The organism is Halodesulfurarchaeum sp. (assembly GCF_036626455.1).
In the GTDB taxonomy this organism is placed as follows: domain Archaea; phylum Halobacteriota; class Halobacteria; order Halobacteriales; family Halobacteriaceae; genus Halodesulfurarchaeum.
In genome coordinates this window covers 1-19,543 of record NZ_JAZKRK010000036.1, presented here as the reverse complement: position 1 = coordinate 19,543, position 19,543 = coordinate 1, and the positions used below count along the sequence as shown (strand labels likewise).

Here is a 19,543-nt window from a genome sequence, read left to right as displayed (position 1 = left end):
CCGTCGTCGAAGGCTGCCCAATCCACTGTTTCGCCGGTGCGTGCCGGGTCCCGATCTTCGTTCATCGTGGTGCGGAAGTGGGCGTCGTTCAGCATCGCCTGGGCGAGCTGGGTTCCCCATAGCGCATGACGCTGCCCTTTCCATCGTTCGGCCCGGAGGGAATCGAGCGCTTCGAGAGCCGTTTTTTCGTCGTGGGCCGGATACAGTTCGGCGGCGAGTCGGTGGCCACAACGTCCGCCCTGACAGTTCCCCATCGAGGCCCGGGTTCGGATCCGGACCGCGTTCAGGTCCGGGCCCACCTGCTCGATAGCGTCTGTTACTTCGGCCCGGGTCACCGCCTCGCAGTTGCAGACCACCGGGTTCGGGTCGGCCTCGGCCAGAACGGTCTCGGTTCGGGACCCCAGCCGCTCGGCACTCCGGCGAGCGACTGGCGAGCGCAGTCCAAAGCGATCCATCGCAGCATCGAGATCGCCGGGGTGTTTGCTCCCCGGGAGCGGGGCCGATGCGGTATCACTCGCTGTGTCGACCCCCAGTTTCTCGCACACGTGATCGCCGACTGCCTCGGCCATCAGCCGGTAGGTAGTGAGTTTGCCGCCCACGATAGTCGTCAGCCCGGGCGTGTCGTCTCGGGACCCGTGGTCGAGAACGAAATAGTCCCGCGTGATATCCGTCGGATCGGCGGTCCCGGTTTCCGGTGGCTCGTAGAGCGGTCTCACTCCCCAGTAGGAGCGAACGGTCCGGGCGTCCTGAATCCCGGGAACCAGTTCACTCAACTCCGCTATCAGCAGGTCGACCTCCCACTGGGCTTCGGGATACGCGTCGGGGTCCTTCACCTCGACGTCCGTCGTTCCCAGGATCGCCGTCGTCTCGTGTGGAACGATGATATCTGCGTCATCCTTTGGCCGGCAACGGTTGATGACGGTGTCGACGGGCCGGGAGTTGAGCACCGTCATCGCGCCCTTCGAGGGTCGGACGGCGATATCGATATCCGCGAACGCGGCGATCTGACCGGCCCAGGCGCCGGCGGCGTTGACGACGTGGTCCGCGTGTATCGTTTCACGGGCTTCGTCCGTTTCCGCCTCGCCTCCACCTGCGTTCGAGCCGTGGGCCACGACGGCCCCCACAACCGCCCCGTTCTCGACGAGGAGGTCGAGGACCTCTGTGTGGGTTTCGATCCGGGCACCGTGCGTTTCGGCGTCCACCGCGTTTGCCACACAGAGCCGGAACGGGTCAATTGCGGCGTCCGGGACGGCGATTGCCTTCTCCACGGCCGGATCGAGCGCCGGTTCGACAGATCGCGCTTCCTCGCCGGACAGGACCTCAAGCGGAATATCACACTCCCGACAGGCTTTCACCTTCCGCTCGAAATACGACGCTGAATCAGCCGGTCGCTTCACGAAGAGTCCCCCGGTGGGCTCGATGCAGTGGCCGGCAATGTCCCGGAGAATCGCGTTCTCTGCGATGCACGCTCGGGCGCTCTCAGGGTCGGAGACGGCATAGCGGGCGCCGGAGTGGAGCAGGCCGTGCATCCGACCTGTAGTGCCACTGGCGAGCGTGCCAGACTCGACGAGGGTCGCATCGACGCCGCGACGGGCCAGATCGCGGACGAGGCCGGTGCCCGTCGACCCGCCCCCGATTACGAGGACCCCCGTGTGCTCCGGCATGGTGTTCGTATGCACTCTGTGTGTGTCCTCCCTTAAGGGTACGGCAATCGAATGGCGTCGGTCGGTGACCGCCACCGGAAATCCACAACTGGGCGTTGACTTCCTCCCCGCCCTGAAGGGCGAGGCTTCCGCTAGCTATCCGTCAGCTCCGGACGGACAAACGTTTATCAGGCCGAGTGTCGGAAAGAGAAGCGAATGGCGCCCAAGGTCGTCTTCTTCGACATGGACGGGGTTACCGTCGACACGGCGGTCGAATGGCGAACCGTGGAGCGGACCGAAATTCTCCCGGCCATCACCGAAGAGTCCATCCCCCAAGCGGAAATCCGGGCCCGGAGCATTACGGACACGTACGAGTTCCTCGCAGATGCCGAGGAATACACCCTCACTGTCTCCAGAACGGAGTTTCTCGAGCAGTACGACCGGTGGGCCGAGGAGATCTACCGGAACCGGGCCGGGTTGCTCGATGGCTATCGAGAACTTCTCGAAAACGTTCGGAATCGTGGGATCGCCGTCGGCCTCGTCTCCGCCTCCCCAAGGCGGTGGGTGGAGCTGGTGCTCGATCGCTTCGAACTCGGCGACGAGTTCGACGTCGTGCTCGGAGACGACGACATCGACGGCGAATCAAAGCCCAGCCCGATCCCCTACCTGCGGGCGGCGGAGTCGGTCGGTATCGATCCCGCAAACGCCATCGCGGTCGAAGACTCCCATCATGGCGTCGAGTCGGCCGTCCGGGCTGGAATGGCATGCATCGCGCTTCGCGGGGACGGCAACCGCGAGTCGGACCTGTCTGCGGCAGACCTGATCGTCGACGACGCAACCTCGCTTCGGGAGACACTCGAAGCCCGACTGTCGGGTTGATGGAGACGCTGCAAACTGGCGGCAGCGATATCGGAGCAGGGGCATCCCGCTCACACCGAATCCCGACCCGGACACGATCCACGGCGGGCACAACCCTTTTGTAATATCTATATAGTACTACGTATGGGAATAAAACACAGTATAACCGGCGCGGCCCACAGGTGACCACGCATGATTACAGCCCCCACCGTCGACCTGATCGCCGCGGTCCAGGGAGTGCCGACACCGGATCCTGATTACCTGCTCGTGCACTACCCGAACGCGACGAAAATCGGGCTCGCCGCGACCCTGGGGCTGCTCATGGGAATCGAGCGAGAGTGGTCACAGAAGCCTGCGGGCCTGCGGACGTTCACGATCATCTCGACGCTCGGGGCGGCCGCGGTCGTCACCGGCGTGTCGGCGCTGGTCGTGTTGGGGGGACTCCTGGTGGTCATCCAGGGCAGTATCTTCGCCGCCGGCGGGCTCTTCGGGGACGAGGACCAGTATCTTCTCACGACCTCCGTGTCAATGGTCCTCGCGTACGCGATCGGCGTCCTCGCGGCGAAGGGGTTTTACTTCGAGGCGGTCCTCGCGGCAGTCGTCACGACGCTGTTGCTCGTGCTCCGCCGGGAGCTACACGGCTTCGCCCAGAACCTCGAAAAGGCGGAGATCCGCAGCGCAGTCGAGTTCGCGGTTATCGCCTTCGTCATCTACCCGCTGTTGCCAAGCGAGTCCGTCGACCCGTGGAACGCTGTGGATCCCCAAACGGTCTGGTTGCTCATCATGGTGATCAGCGTCATCGGTTTCGTCAACTACCTCGTGGTGGCCCGCTACGGGGCGAAGGGGATCGCGGTCACGAGTTTCTTCGGCGGCCTGGCGAACTCCACGGCTGTCATCGGGGAGATGGTGTCGCGAACCCGCTCGAACTCGGCGCTCAATCAGCTCGCGGTCGGCTCGATCATGCTGGCAAACGCCGCGATGGCCACCCGGGACCTCCTGATCGCGAGCCTCTTTATCCCGGGCATCTCGCTCACGCTCGTCGCCCCACTCGGGACGATCGTCATCACCGGCATCGTCCTCTCCTATGTGATGAGCGACTGGACGGTCTCCTTCGACCTGGACTTTGACTCCCCCTTTAACCTCCGGTCGGCGCTGACCTTCGGGGGCCTCTTCCTCGTGGTCCTCGTGCTCTCGGCGGGTGCCCAGAGTGCCTATGGAGCCTCCGGCCTGGTCGTCTCGAGTTTCCTCAGCGGGCTCGTTTCGAGCGGCGCCGTCACGACGAGTGCGGTGTTGCTCGTCCAGTCAGGCAACATCAGCGTCCACCTCGCGTCGCTGGCGATCATCGCCGGTGTCACCGCCAGCATACTGGTCAAACTTGCATTGGTCGTCTCGATGAACCGAACCCTCACCAGACCGGTGACCGTCGCGACGTCGGTACTCGTCGCCGCTGGAGCGACGGTCTCCGGGCTGGTCTTGCTGTTCGTTTGAGAGCGTTCGAGCGGCGGGACAGTCGTCGAGAGATTTGTGACGGAGAAAATCGGGAAGAAATCACTTCATTTGGACGTTGAACGTCTCCAGCAGGGGCCGGTTCGCGAGGATCAGGATGATTAGCGGTGGCAACAGCGCGAGGACCGTTCCGGCCATGATGAGTCCCCAGAGCGTCTGTCCACCCCCGGTCGCGCCCTGCAGCTCGGCGAGGCCCACCTGTACGACCTGCTGGCTGCTGGACTGGATGGCCACGAGCGGCCAGAGGTACTGGTTCCAGCCCCAGATGAACGCGATCACGAAAAGACCGATGATCATGCTCTTCGACATCGGAATCAGAACGTACACCAGGAACTTGAGCGGCCCGACGCCGTTGAGACGGGCGGTTTCCACGAGTGACTCGGAGATCGAGAGGAAGTGCTGTCTGAGCAGCAGGACCGACGTCGCACTCGCGAGATAGGGCAGGACGAGGGCGTACATCGTGTCGTTCCAGCCCATGTCGACCATGATCTCGAACAGCGGGACGATCCGCACCGGAACCGGCAAGGTCAACGTGAGGAGAATGAACAGGAACAGGAGGCGCTTGAAGCGGAAGTCGAAAAAAACGATGGCGAGTGCGGCAAGCATCGAGATTCCGACTTTACCGACCGCGATCAGCGAAGCCATGACGAAGCTGTTTTTCAGATAATTCAGGAAGCCGTACCGCTCGAGGACCACGCGATAGTTGTCCAGCCCGTCGCTCCCGAGGCCGATGTAGGTGAAATCGAGGATCTCCGCCTTCGACTGGGTGCTCATGAGCAACACGAGCACGAGTGGCACCAGGAGCACGAAGAGGGTCACGATGAGCTGGGCGTGGAGTTTCCATTCCCGGCGGACGAGTCGAACGTAGCGCTCGACGGTCGCGCGAAGCTGGGTCTTTTCGAGGTAATTTGCGACGCTCATTTCAGGTCCCTCCGAAGTGGGCGGCCCGATCGGACCACACCAGTTGGATGACGATCAATCCACCGACGAGGACGAAGAGGACGATCGACTCCGTGGCGGCGAGGCCCATCTGGCTCTGGCTGAACGCCGTTTCGTAGAGGTGATAGATCAGGATCGAGGTCGAGTTCCCTGGCCCCCCGCTGGTCATCACGTCGATGACCGGGAAGGGGAGGAAGAAGGCATAGACGGTGTTCATGATCAACAGGAACGCGAGCGTCGGCGAGATCAGGGGCACGTACACCCGCGAGAGCAGTTGGAGGTGCCCGATCCCGTCGAGTTTTGCCGTCTCGTTGATCGTCTCCGGGATGGAACTCAACGCCCCGATGAGGAAGATGACGTTGTAGCCGACCATCTTCAAAATCGAGGTACCCGAGACGACGACGATGGCCTGCGTGCTGTTTGACACCCAGTTGACTTCGAAGCCGAGTGCCTGTTCGATGAGGTAGGTGAGAATGCCGACGGATGGCTCCAGCAGGAACACCATGATCGTCGCGACAATGGTAAAGGAAAACGAGTACGAGAGAATAGCCGAAACCAGATAGCCCGAGGTTCCCACCGCGACGCGGTAGATCAGGTAGCTGAGGTACAGCGCGATGGCCATCGACCCCACCACGACGATGGCCGCAAAGACGAGCGAAATGAAGAAGCTGTAGTGATAGTTCGGACTTTCGAGCAGCCAAACGAAGTTATCGAGTCCGACGTAGATGCGGTTCGCCCCCGCCGCGACCGTCTGGTAGAGCGCGAGTCGGAAAGTCTTCAGTGCGGGGTAGTACAGAAACGCCACGCTGACGACGAGGGTGGGCAACAACAGCAGATACGCCTTCCAGTCCTGCGTGTAAATTTCGCTCATCGATTGGGAGAGCTGTGGGTCATCGATTGGGGAGTGCGTTAGCCCCGGACGTATCGCGCGAGTCGTCTGTCGCCGAAGTCTTTGGCCGCCTGGGCCGCCGCGTCGACGGCAGTTCCCTGAAGCATAGTGTCAACTTGTCGCTCCAGCTCTTTGAAGACCTCCGCGCTCGGACCCATGAGGATGCCCTGATTCATCGGATATTCCTCCCACGCCTCGTATTGATCGAACGCCACGCCGAAGGCCGGGTTGTCTTCGTAGAAGTTGTTCTCCTGGAGCACAGTGAAGGATTCTTCGTGGGACGGGAAGTACCCAGTCTCCCTGGAGTACAGGGCCTGCTGTTCCGGACCGGTCATGTTTTCGAGGAACTTCCTGATCGCGTCCCGCTCGGCCTCGGACCGATCCTTGTCCGTGACCCAAACAGCGGCCCCACCCATGTTGTGCCCGATCCGTTCACCGGGCACCGGGAGCGGGGCGACACTCGCATTGATGCCACTGTCTCTGAAGCCTTCGAGGAGATACGCGATCGAACCCGAGGAGTCCATCAACATGGAAGAAACCCCGTTCTGGAAAGCCTGTTCGGCTGCCCCCCAGTCCTTGATTCCGGGGTTGAGGTACGCGTCACCGAGATCGTTGACCCACCAGTCAAAGAGGTCCACGGCGGTATCGCTGTTGTAGTAAACTTCCGTCGGCTCCCCGACCCGCCCGTTCTCCTTGTCGGCGACGAAGGCCTCCTGCTCGCCCATCCAACTGTGAACCCACCAGTTGTGATTCGGCCAGGTCACGCCGTAGTCCGCAACCCCCTCGTCGACGATCGTATTAGCAGCCGTGGCGAGTTCCTCGAGGGTGTCCGGCGGAGAGTCCGGGTCGAGCCCCGCCTCCTCGAAGTGATCCTCGTTGTAGTACATCACGATCTGGGAGTTGTTGAACGGAATCGACCACGTCTTCCCCTCGATGACGCTCGTCCCGAGGGCTGGGCCCACGTAGTCGTCGGTGGGGACGTCCGGCCAGATGTCCTCGACCGCGGTCATGAACCCGCTATCGCGGGCGACGATCGCGTCCTTCTTGTCGATGTGGCCGATGTCCGGGGGATTGCCCGCGTTGGCCGCGTTGAAAAGGGCCGTCCGGGACTCGGTGTAACTCCCCTGTGCGGACATGTCGACGGTAATGTTCGGGTACTCCTCTTCGAAGTTCGAAACCATCGCGTTGAACGTCTCCTCGTAGTATCCGCCCCATGCCGGCCAGAAGCTGATGGTTACCTCCTGGTCTTCGACGGTCCCGGCCGCGGTCGTCGTACCCGCCTCGGTCGTCCCGTCGCCGGTGTCGTCGCCGTCACCCGCGCACCCGGCAAGCCCGACAACCGCCGCCGCACCGCCGGCTTTCAGTAGTTTTCGCCGTGAATACGTCTTCCCGCCGGTATCCGGGTCGTTCGGTAACATGTGACTATAATCTGGATTCTAAGTCCACTTGCAAAAACTTTACTGCCCCAGTTCGAACGGGACCGTCGGCTCGTACGAGCCCGCTACCTCCGAACCGATCCCTCGGTCACGCTTCGTCCTGACCCGGTTCGGCCGAGTGATAAAGCGCGTCGTCGTCGGCCGGGTCGAAGAGGTGCAGCCGGTCCTGGTCGAATCCCAGCGAGATCGTTTCCCCCTTGGAGACTATCGCGTGCGCGTCGAGTTCGACTGTCACCTCCTGATCGCCGGCCCGCCCGTGGACAAGCAACGACTCGCCCAGCGGCTCCGTGATATCGACGGTCAGTTCGAGGACCGTTCCCGGCTCGTTTTCGTCGGGGTCCGCTCGGTGTATATCTCCAGGTCTCACCCCCAGAAGTGCATCCGTACCGGTGAGCGTGGAGGGGCCGTCCGTTCCGGGAAGCGGGAGCCTGAAATCCTGTGGCCCGACCGTGAAAGTGGCGACGTGGCCACCGTCCGTCTCGCGGATTTCGACGGGGAGCATATTCATCGGCGGTTCCCCGATGAAGTCCGCCACGAACTGGTTCTCCGGGAAATCGTAAAGCGCCGTCGGCGGATCGACCTGCTGGATCTCGCCGTCCTCCATCACCACGACCTTGTCCCCGAGGGTCATGGCTTCGGTCTGGTCGTGGGTCACGTAGACGGTCGTGGTCCCGAGTTCGTGATGGAGTTCGCGTAGTTCGGTCCGCATCTGAATGCGGAGTTTCGCATCGAGATTCGAGAGCGGTTCGTCGAGCAAGAGCACGTCGGGGTCCCTGACGAGCGACCGGCCCAGGGCGACACGCTGGCGTTCCCCGCCGGAGAGCTGTTTCGGCTTCCGATCGAGGAGGTCGGTGATACCCAGCACCTCGGCAGCCTCGGACACCCGTGCTTCGATCTCCTCGCTCGAATAGGACTGCCCGCCGGCGTTCATGCCGAAGACCATGTTTCGACGTGCAGTCATGTGTGGGTACAGGGCGTAGTTCTGGAACACCATGGCGACGTTGCGATCCTTCGGCTCGACCGCATTCATCCTCCGGTCGTCGAAGTACAGGTCCCCCTCGGTGAGCTCCTCCAGGCCGGCGATCATTCGCAGGGTGGTACTCTTCCCACAGCCGCTCGGTCCGACGATGACGACGAACTCACCCGGCTCGATTTCGAGGTCGATGTCCTTCACGGCAACTACTGACCCGTAGTCCTTAGTTGCCCTCTCCAGAGAGACCCGGGTTTCAGAATCGGCGGCCATCTATTTGGGCCAGCTTTTGCTGCCGCATATATAATTCTTTGCCGACGGGAATCCCGGGTGACACAGACCGGGTAACTGGAACGGGCCCCCGGCAAGGGAGACAGCCACCGTCGGCGCCCGTTCGATGCAGGGGCTTCGCCATTGAAATTCTGTAGCGTTATCAAATCATATTTCCCGGAGCTATCCCGTTGTTTCTATTCTTGTTTATTTTAATTTTGTACCGGACTATTCAGTTTGCAGTCAAATCGTACAGAGTGTTCACATTAAATTCGATTTGAGTTTCGTATTTTTAATTAGTTTTGGTGTATATTTAGTAATTCAAAAATTTAGTGAGAAGTAATTCGAAGATTGGTGAGTCCTCCCCCGTGCTAGTTTGGCTTTTGATTAGTAAATTCACTTATTTGTTTGCCGAAATATTTATATCAAAAGTCAGATTTATTTCCGATTCGATGACGTGTCCGTTCTCCCACCGCATCCAACCTGTCGGTGGGCTTTATAAGGTGACCCGGCGTGGGACAACTATGGTTCGAACAGGGGCAAAACGCGACGGCTGGCGGCCATTTCTCCTGATCGCCGCCGCGGGAGCGGCCGGAATCTACGTCGCTTCCACGCTCCAGATAGACACGATCACGAAGACCGCGGCGATGGCTATCATCGGGATCGTCGTGGTCGTCGCATACGAGTATTTCGTCGGCTGGGGCTGAGCTTAATACTGTATCCCGCCTCTAAATGGAGGTTCGGCGTCCGAGGGCAAGGGCGTCTCATAGCTCCGCTTCCCCGTCGCCAATTCGAACTCTTCGGTCGCCGCTTCGAGCCGGTCGGGCGACACCATAAGATCATACGCCGTCCCGGCGAGAACCTTCGCGGCGTACGAAACCGCCCGCAAGCCGAACCCCCCGCTCGCGGCAGTGGCTTGCCAGGTGTGTGCCCGCGCCCCCACTGGCCAGGTGGAGACCCGGAACTGGGCAGTCGGGGCGATCCAGCTCACGTCACTGACGTCAGTCGAGCCCATCATGAATGGCGCGGCGTCGGTTCGCGGGAACGGATCGGTGGCGAGGGATTCCCCCTCGACCGCCTCCCTCACGTCCTCGGGAAGGTCCGCAAGGCGCGTGAGTAGCGTCTCCGTATCGATCGTCTCGTGGAGTTCGGCGGCGAATGCCCGGTCTTCTTCGTCGAAGGGAATCGACCCTAGGTCCTGCATGTTTTCCCACATGACATCCCCGATCGTGTCGTTCGTAAGGAGTTCCCACGCCCCGGTCACGTAATTGCGCTCGACGCCGGTTTCGGTCATCAGACCCGCGCCTTCGGCGATGTTGTTGACGCGATTCGTGAGGTTCTCGACCTGGGGCCGGCTCGGCGAACGGATGAAGTACCAGACTGTCGCTTCGGCCGGGACGACGTTCGGCGCCCCGCCGCCGTCGGTGATGGTGTAGTGGATACGTGCCCGGTCAGGAGCGTGTTCGCGGAGGTATTCGACCCCCGTATTCATGAGCTGAACGGCATCGAGGGCACTCCGTCCCGCTCCCGGGGCCATCGCCGCATGCGCGGGGGTCCCCTTGAATGTGTACTTGATCGAGTCGACCGCGAGCGAACTGGTCCGCTGGGGGCCGGTGACGTCAGCAGGATGCCAGGTCAGCGCCGCGTCGAGGTCGTCAAACGCACCCGCCCGGGCCATAAACACCTTCCCGATGATGGTCTCCTCGGCGGGCGTGCCGTAGAAGCGGACGGTCCCATCCACGTCGCCTCTGTCGATCGCCTCAGCCAGAGCCATCGCCGCTCCGATGCCCGCAACGCCGAAAAGATTGTGACCGCAACCGTGTCCCGGATCGCCGACCTCCACGGCCTCCCGATTCGTCGAGACCGTCTGTGAGAGGTCTGGCAGTGCATCGTACTCGCCAAGAATCCCGATCGTCGGCTCGCCGGACCCGTAGGTCCCGGTGAACGCCGTCGGCATGCCGCCGACACCCCGTTCGATCGTGAAGCCGGCGTCTTCGAGCTCCTCGCGAAGCCGGTTCGCGGCGTATTCCTCCTCGAGTGCGATCTCGGGGTGCTCCCAGATATCCCGTGCGAGCCCGACCAACGAGTCGCGCTCGGACTCAACCGCGGCAAAAATGCGAGATTTTGACATTCTTGAGAAGAAATAGACAGGGGGGTATGAATTTTTCGAACGTGGTATTTGCTTCAGGGAGCGCTTTCAAAAACCCGAGACAAACGGGCTGAAATGGCAATATTTGTCCGATTACCTCTCGAATATCCCGTTTACATCGTCGGGTTTCCACGAGAACCAGCAATCGTAACCTCTTTACCAAGCCTAATGGTATCTTGCAACATGGGTACAGATCCCACATCCACGAAACCTGACCTGTTGGTGTTGCTTCCGACCGATCGTGATCGGGACAAATTGGGTGGGCGTGATCTCGATTACGAACTCCATTGGTTCGAAGACGAGGATTTCGATTACCCACAACCGGGCCCGGAATTCGACATGGTCGAGTACACAGAACGGGCCTCAGATTATGTCGAAACAGAGGACATTGATGGGGTCCTCTTCTCCCATGACGTCGCAAATCTCGTGGGCGGGGTCTTGATCGATCGGCACGACTTGCCGGGCCCATCACTCGAACCCATCTTTCTCGCAGATCACAAATACTACTCCCGAAAACACCAGCCGAACGTTCCCTGGTTCGACTACATCGATCTGGAAACCGGCGAGTGGGGCGAGTACGACATCCAGTTCCCGGCGTACCTCAAACCGCCATTCCTTACGATGACACTGCTCCAGTACCGGGTCAATAATCGAGAGGAATACGAAGAAGCGATGTCCGTCGTTGAGCGAGAACTCCCGAAGTATACCGGCCCGTTCAAGGACTTCTTTGGCGCCTACGTGGATACGGAGAAATACCCGCTTGCCACCGAGGACATCATGATGGTCGAGGAACCCCTCGAAGATTGGACCCAACACTGTGTGGAAGGCTGGGTCGATCCGAACGGGGAGATCCAGATCTGGGCCATCTCCGATCACAACTACTACGAGGGCGAGGAACTGGCCATTGACAATTACTCGACCCCTTCGACGTTGCCGACAGAAGCCCAGGAGAAGTTGATCGACATCGCAACCGATGCAATCAATCAACACGGCTTCCAGCAGAGCTTCTGGAACGTTGAGATATTTAGACTGCCGGAGAGACATGTCATTACGGAAGTCAACGGTCGAACGGCGTCAGTCTGGGAGCCACTATACCAGGGCGCGTTTGACACGTCGGTATACGAAGGGATCATGCATTTGGCCGGGGACCGACCCGATCGGACAGCAGCTGTCGAACCTGACTGGCAACCGACTCCGGATTACGAGACGATGGGCACACAGTTCCACGTCGTAACCTTCGGGGAGGGACCCGCAGAGGAGTACGTCGACTTCGAGTTTGCAGAATCGGTAACCGATACAGATATCGAACTGTTCGTAGAACCAGGCGACGAGATCGAGCAAACTCGAACAAGTGGGTTCTGGGTCGCTCGATTCCACCTCTTCGGGGATGATTATCCTGCAATGCTCGACCGGGCCGACGAGATTCGTTCGGGAATCCTCAAAAAGCCCGAGAAATCCCCGGAACCCGATCGACTGACCTGATTATTCCAGGTATGCCATCGCTTCGTCGTCGGTCACTTGGTCGAATCGATCGTAATATTGGCCGACGGCCCTGAAGTGACTCGGCGTTTCCAGACAAACGAGGTCGTCTACAAGCGCCTCAAGTTCCTGAATCGTGTCGAGTGGACCAACGGGAACGCCGACTACGATTCGCGCAGGACCTCGGTCGGAGAGCATTTTGAGCGCCGCTCGCATCGTCGAACCGGTCGCCATCCCGTCATCCACAACGGCGACCGTTTTTCCCTCGAGTTTCGGGGGCTGTGAGCCGCCCCGGTACCGCTCGGCTTTCTCCTGGGCGTTTCTCGCCTCGCTCTCTCGCTGGGTTTCGAAATACGTTTCGTCCGCCCCAGTCCGGTTGATAGCCGCCTCGTTTCGCCAGACGGTCCCGTCGTTCGTCACGGCTCCAATCGCGTACTCCGGGTTGTTCGGTGCCCCGATTTTCTGTGCCACGACGATGTCCAATGGGACCGCAAGCACGTCCGCGACGGCACGCCCAAGGGGCAATCCGCCTCGTGGAATCGTGAGAACGATCTCGAACTCCGTGTCGAGTGCCTGCAGTGCGTCCCCAAGTTCCTGCCCCGCCTCACGTCGGTCGGTGAATCGGGAAGAGCCTGTCATTGCACTATATAATTCTACAGCCTGAGTTGACATAACGAGAGTGGCTATCAGACACGGTATCTCGAGTAGTCCGTCAAATCCGAGCTGAGAGAGCAGCGTCTATGGCAATTGCCCGAAAAGACCCGATATGGACGTAATCTGCCATCGTGCCTGCCCGGTTGGGGCCCCGGAGAATTCGCTTCCAGCGGCCAGGGCTGTCCCGGCTCATGTCGATATGATCGAAATCGACGTCCAGCGCTGTCAAAGCGGGGAAATCGTCGTGTTTCACGATCGCCTTCTCGACCGGGTAACAAACGAAACCGGCGCCGTCGCAGGGACCACGAACGAAGGACTGCGGAAAATGACACTCGAGGACACCAACACGACGATTCCACGGCTCGAGTCACTGGTCGATGCGGTGCCTCCGGAAATCGGCCTCAATATCGAACTCAAACACGCTGGGATGGCAACTGACCTACTTTCACTCCTCGAAGGGGTCAAGAATGAGATCCTCGTCTCGTCCTTTGTCCCGCAGGCGATCGGGTCACTGGCCGAGTCCGGTATTCAAACGGCCCATCTGATCGAGCCGAACCGATCGGTTGGCTGGGAGCCCGAACTTGCTGCTGCGGAATCGATCGGGGCCGACGCCGTCCATCCCCACTATGAAACGGTCACTGACGATCGAATCGCCTCAGCCCATGACCGGGGATTGTCGGTGAACGCCTGGACAGTGCCAGATTCTGCGACGGTCGAAGCACTGCGAACAGCAGGGGCCGATGGGGTACTCGTCGACGATTGGCGGGTCGTCGAGTCGGAATAAGTGCAAGGATAAATCCGGGCGAGATAGGGGGTCACTGCCCGACCGCTCTTTATGCCAAGCCCACTCATTCAGGCCACGGATGGCCGAGCACCTGTATACTGAGCACCCGGCGTTGTACGATGCCATCCAGTCCGAATGGGACTACGACCGGGACGTCTCGTTCGTCCTGGAAACACTGGACCGGTATGGTATAGCAGCCGACCAAATGCTCGAGGTCGGATGTGGGACGGGCGAGCATACGTGTCGGTTCAAGCGGGCTGGCCTGGATGTGACCGGAATCGACAAATACGACGGCATGCTTGATCTCGCCCGGTCCAAGTGCGACGCCGACTTTCACAAAGCTTCGCTCCCGGATACCTCAGCTCCAGGAATGTACGACGTTGTCGTGGCCATTCGAGGTGTGATCAACCATCTCCAGCCGGATGCATTAGCGCCCACTATCGAGACTCTGGCTGACCGGCTCAGGAATAATGGGCTTCTCATCTTCGACAACTCACCCCTCCCGACAGAAGGTAATGAACCTGCGCTTGACGTCGGAACGACGAGGGAGGGACAATATGTTCGCGTCGCCCACCATGTTCCCACTGGTTCCGGAACGCTCGAATGGCGAGCCGTCACCTACACTCCGACCGGTGAGTGTTTCGTGAACAGTCGGGAGATGACGCCGTTCGACGATGCAACGATCGGTGCAACACTGGAAACATCCGGGCTCGGCTTCGAGATCCACGAGGGATACGGGACTGGAGATTCCCGGACCGTGTTCGTCGCGAGTCGGAACTGAGTCCGGTTCGCTGAACGTCTTTCGAATCGATTTCCCAGTCCGCTTCGCTTGATGCAATGCCATTTTCCCCCACCCGCTCGTCCGTCCACTCATGAACGGCCTCCTCGATCACGTGATGATCCGCGTCAGTGACCTCCAGGAGTCCCTGGACTGGTATCAGACACATCTCGAGTACGAGGAAAAAGACCGATACGAAGGTGATGAGTTCACGATCGTCTACCTGGGCCCAGAAGAGGTGCATCCGGACGGCGCCATGCTCGAACTGACCCACAACAAGGGCGAAACGCCGGATATCGGTGACGCGTGGGGCCACATCGCTGTTCGGGTACCGGAAGGCCAACTCGAATCGGCCTACCAACAGTTGCTGGATGGTGGCGTCGCCGACTATCGGGACCCGGAATCCTGTGGCGGCCGGTATGCCTTCGTCAAGGGCCCCGACGGCCACCAGATCGAACTCGTCCAGCGAGACGAGGGCGCAACCTGGAGTCTCGATCACACGATGATCCGCGTCGAGGATGCCGATCGGGCCATCGGGTTCTGGAGCCGGAAGTTCGAATACGAACTCGCCGGTCGGTGGGAGGCCGACACGTTCGCGAACTACTTTCTCGAACCGGCCGGCTCTTCGCCGGAGGCGATGTCTCTCGAACTCACCTACAACTACGACGGCCGGACCTACGACCACGAAGAGGGCTGGGGCCACATCGCCGTTCGGGCCGAGGACATGCAGGCCGACTGGGACCAACTCATGACCCGAGAGGCACCGGGATACCGGTCCCCAGCCGAGAACAACGGCCATTATGGGTTCACGAAAACACCAGATGGACACGAGATCGAAGTGCTGCTCCGAGACTCAGAAAGCGAATCGGTGTTTTCGTTCTGACGGCAACTTCACGCTCTCTGCTCCCAAACCGAGCGATTACCGGGTCTCGACGGTCGTGATTTCCACGTCCCAGGTGGTTCCAGTGGCCGTGGAGTCACATTTCCAGGATTGGTCGCTGATACTATGGCCAGTTTTCCTCGCTTCGGTGAGGAGACCTTGTAAGGCCTCTCGAAAGGACGCTTCGTCGGTTAGAGGGGGCAAACGTACCGCGGCGACGGATGATGGATCATTGCGGGATTTCATGACTAGATCAGTCGCCAAGTCTCCGTTCGGTACTCCACCACTGTCGGGTCCACGACGATGATGAACCCCTCATCCTGGCGAAGCACACCCTCGACTGTCCCTTCATTCACTTGCGATTCGACGTGCTCGTTTGCGAACTCGATCACACGATCGACCCCATCGACGACGAAACAACTGGGGAGGAGTCTCTAATTTGGAGGTGAAGCCGCTTCGAGACGGACTGACAAAGCTTCATGCTTTTATTCCAAATGCATGTAGCCCCTTCACATAGCTCGGCACATGTTTTTACCCCTATCGAAGCCAATGCAGTATCGCTTGCTTGCATTCAAGTAAAGTACCAAAATGATCGCTTTTTGTCGTAATCAGCTCCCCTTCATTCCGCTCGATGAACTTATCCACGCTCTCGATGGGCGTATTTGTGTCTTCGGCTCCATGCCAGGCCCGGATCGGGACAGCCATCTGCTCTTGAGGGAGAACCCCTTCGGTGAATGACCGATTTTCACGAGCTACTGCTTTTGCATTTTGACGAAAGGCTTCGTGGAAATCCGCGGCAATCTGTTGGGCAACTGTTTCCGACACCGTCTGGTCCGTATACTGTCTAACAACACTCTCTGCGCCACGGATGGTCGCCAATTTTTCCGATACCCGAAACAGCAGTCGAAGGGTGTAAGGTATCTTCGAGAGTTTCGCGAGGGCGTTACGAGACGGTGGAATGACGCTACTCACGAGAGCGATTCGACTCGCCCATTCGGCTCGACCCGCTGCGAGCGCGAAGGGGCCACCTCCGGAGAAGCCAAGAACAGATGCCTTCTCGATTGATTCACCCTGGAGGAGTTCGGTCAAATCGTGTTGCCAATCCTGCCAGGTCCATCCATTTGGTGGCGGTGACGACTGTCCAAATCCTGGACGCTCCGGTGTGATCAGTTTCACCCCTTCCTCCGCAGCGACCGCTGATAGCAGCGAAGCGAACAATCTGGAACCAGGCGTCCCATGATGCAATACAACAGGGTTCCCATCTGGTGCTCCACTTAGTGTGTAACTGAGAGAACGTCCATCTGAAAGGTACTGTTCGTCATGGGAAAGGGAAGTGTGTGGATTTTTCATAGCTGGTATAGGTGGCCTGGTCTGTCAGACCTGAAACCGGGAAGCCGATTCTTTCCTCTATTCATCTTCAGCTGGAGGGTTATTCCACGGTCACCTTTCCATCATTATCGATGCCGATATTCGTTACATCAGGCGGATCCGAATCCTCACCAAAGGTATGACTGAGGGTGGTCGAATTCCCATCGACGGTAATTTTCATCTCGAATTCGCCCGTTCGATTGAAACGAGCCATATTGAGTTGTGATTCCGCTCCGAGGGTTCGTCCATCCGAGTAAACCAGATTTCCATCCTCAACTATTTCAACGACGACTGAATGATCCGTTTCATCCTGGTTGACGACTAACAATTCACTGGTTGTAGCCTCATCAGCGAAGAGTCCAGAACAGCCGGCACTGACGACGAGGAGTCCAAAAAGGAGTCCAATCGCGACTTTGCGAGTGTGAAGATCCACACTACATTTTCGGTCAAGCATTCGCATAATATATTTGGTCGGCCAAATGGCTATTTGAGCTAGGGAACCATCTTCCGACGCGAAACCGAGGCTTCTTAGAGCGGCAATAATACGGCGATTGGCGCCTCGAAAAACAGAAGAAGGCCTCTATGAGATCACTTATCAGGAGAAAGTCGAGGGATTGTTCGAGGAGAAGGCCCATGGCGGTGCTCCCAGCAGCTTCGGTCTTGGTGCCGGCAATCAGATGGAGCCAATCAACACAAATCTCGATCAAGGTGCCGGGAGTGAACTGACCGCTGCCGGTGAGGGCCTTGAGGATGTAGATGCACCCCCAGGAGTTATCGCTATTGCACTTGTCATCGTTGGCGGGGCTATTCTAGTCACTCAAGGATGGCAGCCAACCACGACAGTCTTCCTAGTCGGTGCTGTCATGGCGTTCGTTGGTCTATTGATTCTTGCCTGGGGCGTTTTGGTTGGCAAATCAAGTGGGTGGGATACTACCACGGAGCTCCTTTTTGAGTCGGAAGATAGCAATTCATCTTCCGGGAAATCGAGTTCGGATTCTGACGTGGAGACTACCCCGCCAGCGCCGGAAAGTACCAAAAACACGCTAATTTACGAACGCGCCATTCAGCGTTGTGAAAGGTGCGGAGACCGTTCTGATCATCTTGAAGTACACCACATCGAACCACGGAGTGAGGGCGGCTCGAACAAACCGAGCAACCTGATTGTCCTTTGTCCGAACCATCATCGGCAGGCGGATAAAGGTGGATTTTCGAAAACTAAACTCAAGGCGAAGGTCAGTCGACTGCCGGAGGTTTCTGTCGAATAATTTTGTCTGATTCCATTTGCTCAGAAGAATAAAAATTCGTGTCCGAGAATGCATAGAGTAGTCGGACAAAGCATCAGAATAGGTTACACTGATGAATGCTAAATATAGCGCGCGTGTCTGTCAGGCTACGTTGGACAGAACAAGTAAAGGTTACCACCCACCAGTGAGCGACTTTCTGATGTCCCCAGAATACAAGTATCGGTTACGCAAATCTGAACGAGATATGGCCTCCGGAAACGCATTGGTACTCGTGCCGATCCTGTGGGTTGTGGTGGCGGTTGGGTGGGTGCCGATGTTGTTGTCCGAGCGCCTACGGGACCTCTGTGGTCGATGGCCGACCGGACGAGTTTTCCTGAACTACCCCCTCTTAGCCACCGTCGTCGTCGCCACACACGTCTTGATTTTCCTCGCGGTCGGCATCCAGTTTCCCGCCGGAAGTCCGCTACTACCGGCGTGGGCATTCGGCTCGACATTTCTAGTAGTGGTCGTCAGCTGGCTGATCGTCGCTGTCGTCCTCCCAGTGACCCGCGACGTGAATCTCCCCGCCAATAGCCGACTGCTTTTAGCTGCCGGCGCAGTCTGGTACGGTGTGCTGGTTAGCATCGTGTTTGCGGTGTTGGCACTGTTGTTATTTGCGCTATTCTTCCCAGGATGAGTAAAACGCGGGAAGTCGGTGTCTACCCACAGAAGCCTGGCAAACAAAAAAAAAACACGCGAGTAGTCCGGTTGGATATCATAAGTGGCGATAACTCTCCCACTGCTGAATGCAGCCTCTAAGTCTTGCAGGCCATTTTAGTTAGATATCGGTTAGTTCTCGACCTTCGTGCTGAATACAACGCGCGAATCGATCACCGAATTTAATCGGAATCGGCGCAACTCGGGGCGAGCGTGTACCTCGACCCCGCGGACGTCGGCGTCCGAACCGGACCGCTACGGACTGGCGCGGAACTCGCCGTGTTTCATCCCGAAGAAGAACGCGATGACCGAGAAGACGATCATCGAGGGCAGGACCATCATGAAGACTGTCGAAGGAGCCATCACGGACGTTAGCGCGACTATCGCGACGGCGACGATCACGACGAGTGGGCCTACCGAGCTCACAAAGTCGAATTCCATACCCGCCGTTGTGGCCGGACAGACAAAGTCGTTAAGGAAGCAAATTTACTGAACGGCTGATTGATAAGTACCAGCGTGAACTCAACAGTGACCGAGTGCTGCATCCACTCTTTGTATCTTGCAGTCGGTTTCTGACAACCTCTGATTAGGTCTCACAGAGCGTGCTGAATACAACACGCGTATCGGTCAATAATTAGTTGTCATCAAGGAGATTACGGAGCGACGAATTCGTTGCATGGATCGCGTGGGCAGATTTCCCACCAAGACTTTCCTGAACGCGGCATCACGATTGAACGACGCATGACACCACGAGTGCAACTCAACGAGTGGGAGACACTGATTGATGAACTACGTCGATTCGGTCACTCGGGTGATGTAACGGCTACTGATGATCAGATTCACATCGACTTCGGATCTGCAAGTGTCGAATTGTCGCGCGATGGGATCCTCCAGACTGGGATGGCATTACACGACTTCACGTACGATGACACGGTTGCGGTTATTGTGGATCACGACGCCGGCACCCTCACAGTTGACGCAGATACGGTAAGCTACACGT

22 protein-coding genes are annotated in these 19,543 nt (G+C 58.7%); 10 read left to right on the top strand and 12 right to left on the bottom strand.

The annotated features are described in order from the left end of the window. Positions 1-1,664 (bottom strand): anaerobic glycerol-3-phosphate dehydrogenase subunit GlpA (glpA, locus tag V5A26_RS09725; RefSeq protein WP_332322381.1); only part of this gene is annotated, 1,664 nt, incomplete at its 3' end. A 195-nt stretch (positions 1,665-1,859) separates the two neighbouring features. On the opposite strand from glpA, the gene V5A26_RS09720 reads away from it, so the two are divergent. Together V5A26_RS09720 and V5A26_RS09715 are read left to right on the top strand one after the other, a co-directional pair. Beyond that, a complete protein-coding gene (locus V5A26_RS09720; protein ID WP_332322380.1) occupies positions 1,860-2,522 on the top strand; it encodes an HAD family hydrolase in 663 nt (220 codons plus the stop codon). Between the two features lie 171 nt (positions 2,523-2,693). Beyond that, positions 2,694-3,989, top strand: coding sequence for an MgtC/SapB family protein (locus tag V5A26_RS09715; RefSeq protein ID WP_332322379.1), 1,296 nt, complete (start codon positions 2,694-2,696; stop codon positions 3,987-3,989). A 60-nt stretch (positions 3,990-4,049) separates the two neighbouring features. Here V5A26_RS09715 and V5A26_RS09710 read toward each other — a convergent pair whose 3' ends face one another. From V5A26_RS09710 to V5A26_RS09695, 4 genes are all read right to left on the bottom strand, one after another. Continuing rightward, positions 4,050-4,928, bottom strand: coding sequence for a carbohydrate ABC transporter permease (locus V5A26_RS09710; RefSeq protein ID WP_332322378.1), 879 nt, complete (start codon positions 4,926-4,928; stop codon positions 4,050-4,052). Between the two features lies 1 nt (position 4,929). Further along, positions 4,930-5,817, bottom strand: a complete 888-nt coding sequence (locus V5A26_RS09705) for a carbohydrate ABC transporter permease (protein WP_332322377.1) — start codon at positions 5,815-5,817, stop codon at positions 4,930-4,932. A 38-nt stretch (positions 5,818-5,855) separates the two neighbouring features. Further along, on the bottom strand, positions 5,856-7,253 hold the full coding sequence (locus V5A26_RS09700; RefSeq protein WP_332322376.1) for an ABC transporter substrate-binding protein: 1,398 nt from the start codon (positions 7,251-7,253) through the stop codon (positions 5,856-5,858). A 106-nt stretch (positions 7,254-7,359) separates the two neighbouring features. Further along, positions 7,360-8,514, bottom strand: a complete 1,155-nt coding sequence (locus tag V5A26_RS09695) for an ABC transporter ATP-binding protein (RefSeq protein WP_332322375.1) — start codon at positions 8,512-8,514, stop codon at positions 7,360-7,362. Between the two features lie 521 nt (positions 8,515-9,035). On the opposite strand from V5A26_RS09695, the gene V5A26_RS09690 reads away from it, so the two are divergent. Next, complete coding sequence (locus tag V5A26_RS09690) at positions 9,036-9,218, top strand: hypothetical protein (RefSeq protein ID WP_332322374.1); 183 nt, start codon at positions 9,036-9,038, stop codon at positions 9,216-9,218. Positions 9,219-9,220: 2 nt separating this feature from the next. Here the strand turns inward: V5A26_RS09690 and V5A26_RS09685 are convergent, their stop codons facing one another. After that, positions 9,221-10,642 (bottom strand): amidohydrolase, encoded by a 1,422-nt coding sequence (locus V5A26_RS09685; protein WP_332322373.1) that lies wholly within the window; start codon positions 10,640-10,642, stop codon positions 9,221-9,223. A gap of 201 nt (positions 10,643-10,843) precedes the next feature. Between V5A26_RS09685 and V5A26_RS09680 the strand changes: the two genes are divergently transcribed. Continuing rightward, entirely contained in the window at positions 10,844-12,142 is a 1,299-nt protein-coding gene (locus V5A26_RS09680; protein ID WP_332322372.1) for an ATP-grasp domain-containing protein, read from the top strand. Here the strand turns inward: V5A26_RS09680 and V5A26_RS09675 are convergent, their stop codons facing one another. Continuing rightward, complete coding sequence (locus tag V5A26_RS09675; RefSeq protein WP_332322371.1) at positions 12,143-12,778, bottom strand: phosphoribosyltransferase; 636 nt, start codon at positions 12,776-12,778, stop codon at positions 12,143-12,145. A 127-nt stretch (positions 12,779-12,905) separates the two neighbouring features. Here V5A26_RS09675 and V5A26_RS09670 point away from each other — a divergent pair, with 127 nt between their 5' ends. The 3 genes from V5A26_RS09670 to V5A26_RS09660 all read left to right on the top strand — a co-directional run bounded on the left by V5A26_RS09670 (position 12,906) and on the right by V5A26_RS09660 (position 15,238). Beyond that, on the top strand, positions 12,906-13,577 hold the full coding sequence (locus tag V5A26_RS09670; RefSeq protein WP_332322370.1) for a glycerophosphodiester phosphodiesterase: 672 nt from the start codon (positions 12,906-12,908) through the stop codon (positions 13,575-13,577). A gap of 79 nt (positions 13,578-13,656) precedes the next feature. After that, positions 13,657-14,358 (top strand): class I SAM-dependent DNA methyltransferase, encoded by a 702-nt coding sequence (locus tag V5A26_RS09665; RefSeq protein ID WP_332322369.1) that lies wholly within the window; start codon positions 13,657-13,659, stop codon positions 14,356-14,358. A 91-nt stretch (positions 14,359-14,449) separates the two neighbouring features. Then, on the top strand, positions 14,450-15,238 hold the full coding sequence (locus tag V5A26_RS09660; RefSeq protein WP_332322368.1) for a VOC family protein: 789 nt from the start codon (positions 14,450-14,452) through the stop codon (positions 15,236-15,238). A 36-nt stretch (positions 15,239-15,274) separates the two neighbouring features. On the opposite strand, the gene V5A26_RS09655 is transcribed toward V5A26_RS09660, so the two are convergent. From V5A26_RS09655 to V5A26_RS09640, 4 genes are all read right to left on the bottom strand, one after another. Next, the gene (locus V5A26_RS09655) at positions 15,275-15,481 is read right to left on the bottom strand and encodes a hypothetical protein (protein ID WP_332322367.1); all 207 of its coding nucleotides are present in this window, start codon (positions 15,479-15,481) and stop codon (positions 15,275-15,277) included. Between the two features lie 2 nt (positions 15,482-15,483). Continuing rightward, the gene (locus tag V5A26_RS09650) at positions 15,484-15,627 is read right to left on the bottom strand and encodes a hypothetical protein (protein WP_332322366.1); all 144 of its coding nucleotides are present in this window, start codon (positions 15,625-15,627) and stop codon (positions 15,484-15,486) included. A 145-nt stretch (positions 15,628-15,772) separates the two neighbouring features. Then, complete coding sequence (locus tag V5A26_RS09645) at positions 15,773-16,585, bottom strand: alpha/beta fold hydrolase (protein WP_332322365.1); 813 nt, start codon at positions 16,583-16,585, stop codon at positions 15,773-15,775. A 79-nt stretch (positions 16,586-16,664) separates the two neighbouring features. Beyond that, positions 16,665-17,036 (bottom strand): hypothetical protein, encoded by a 372-nt coding sequence (locus V5A26_RS09640; RefSeq protein ID WP_332322364.1) that lies wholly within the window; start codon positions 17,034-17,036, stop codon positions 16,665-16,667. 118 nt (positions 17,037-17,154) lie between these two features. Here V5A26_RS09640 and V5A26_RS09635 point away from each other — a divergent pair, with 118 nt between their 5' ends. Next, on the top strand, positions 17,155-17,868 hold the full coding sequence (locus V5A26_RS09635; protein ID WP_332322363.1) for an HNH endonuclease: 714 nt from the start codon (positions 17,155-17,157) through the stop codon (positions 17,866-17,868). 223 nt (positions 17,869-18,091) lie between these two features. Beyond that, a complete protein-coding gene (locus V5A26_RS09630) occupies positions 18,092-18,523 on the top strand; it encodes a hypothetical protein (protein ID WP_332322362.1) in 432 nt (143 codons plus the stop codon). A 275-nt stretch (positions 18,524-18,798) separates the two neighbouring features. On the opposite strand, the gene V5A26_RS09625 is transcribed toward V5A26_RS09630, so the two are convergent. Then, a complete protein-coding gene (locus tag V5A26_RS09625) occupies positions 18,799-18,984 on the bottom strand; it encodes a DUF7333 family protein (protein ID WP_332322361.1) in 186 nt (61 codons plus the stop codon). A 300-nt stretch (positions 18,985-19,284) separates the two neighbouring features. On the opposite strand from V5A26_RS09625, the gene V5A26_RS09620 reads away from it, so the two are divergent. Next, the coding region (locus tag V5A26_RS09620; RefSeq protein ID WP_332322360.1) for a hypothetical protein at positions 19,285-19,543 on the top strand (259 nt) is incomplete at its 3' end.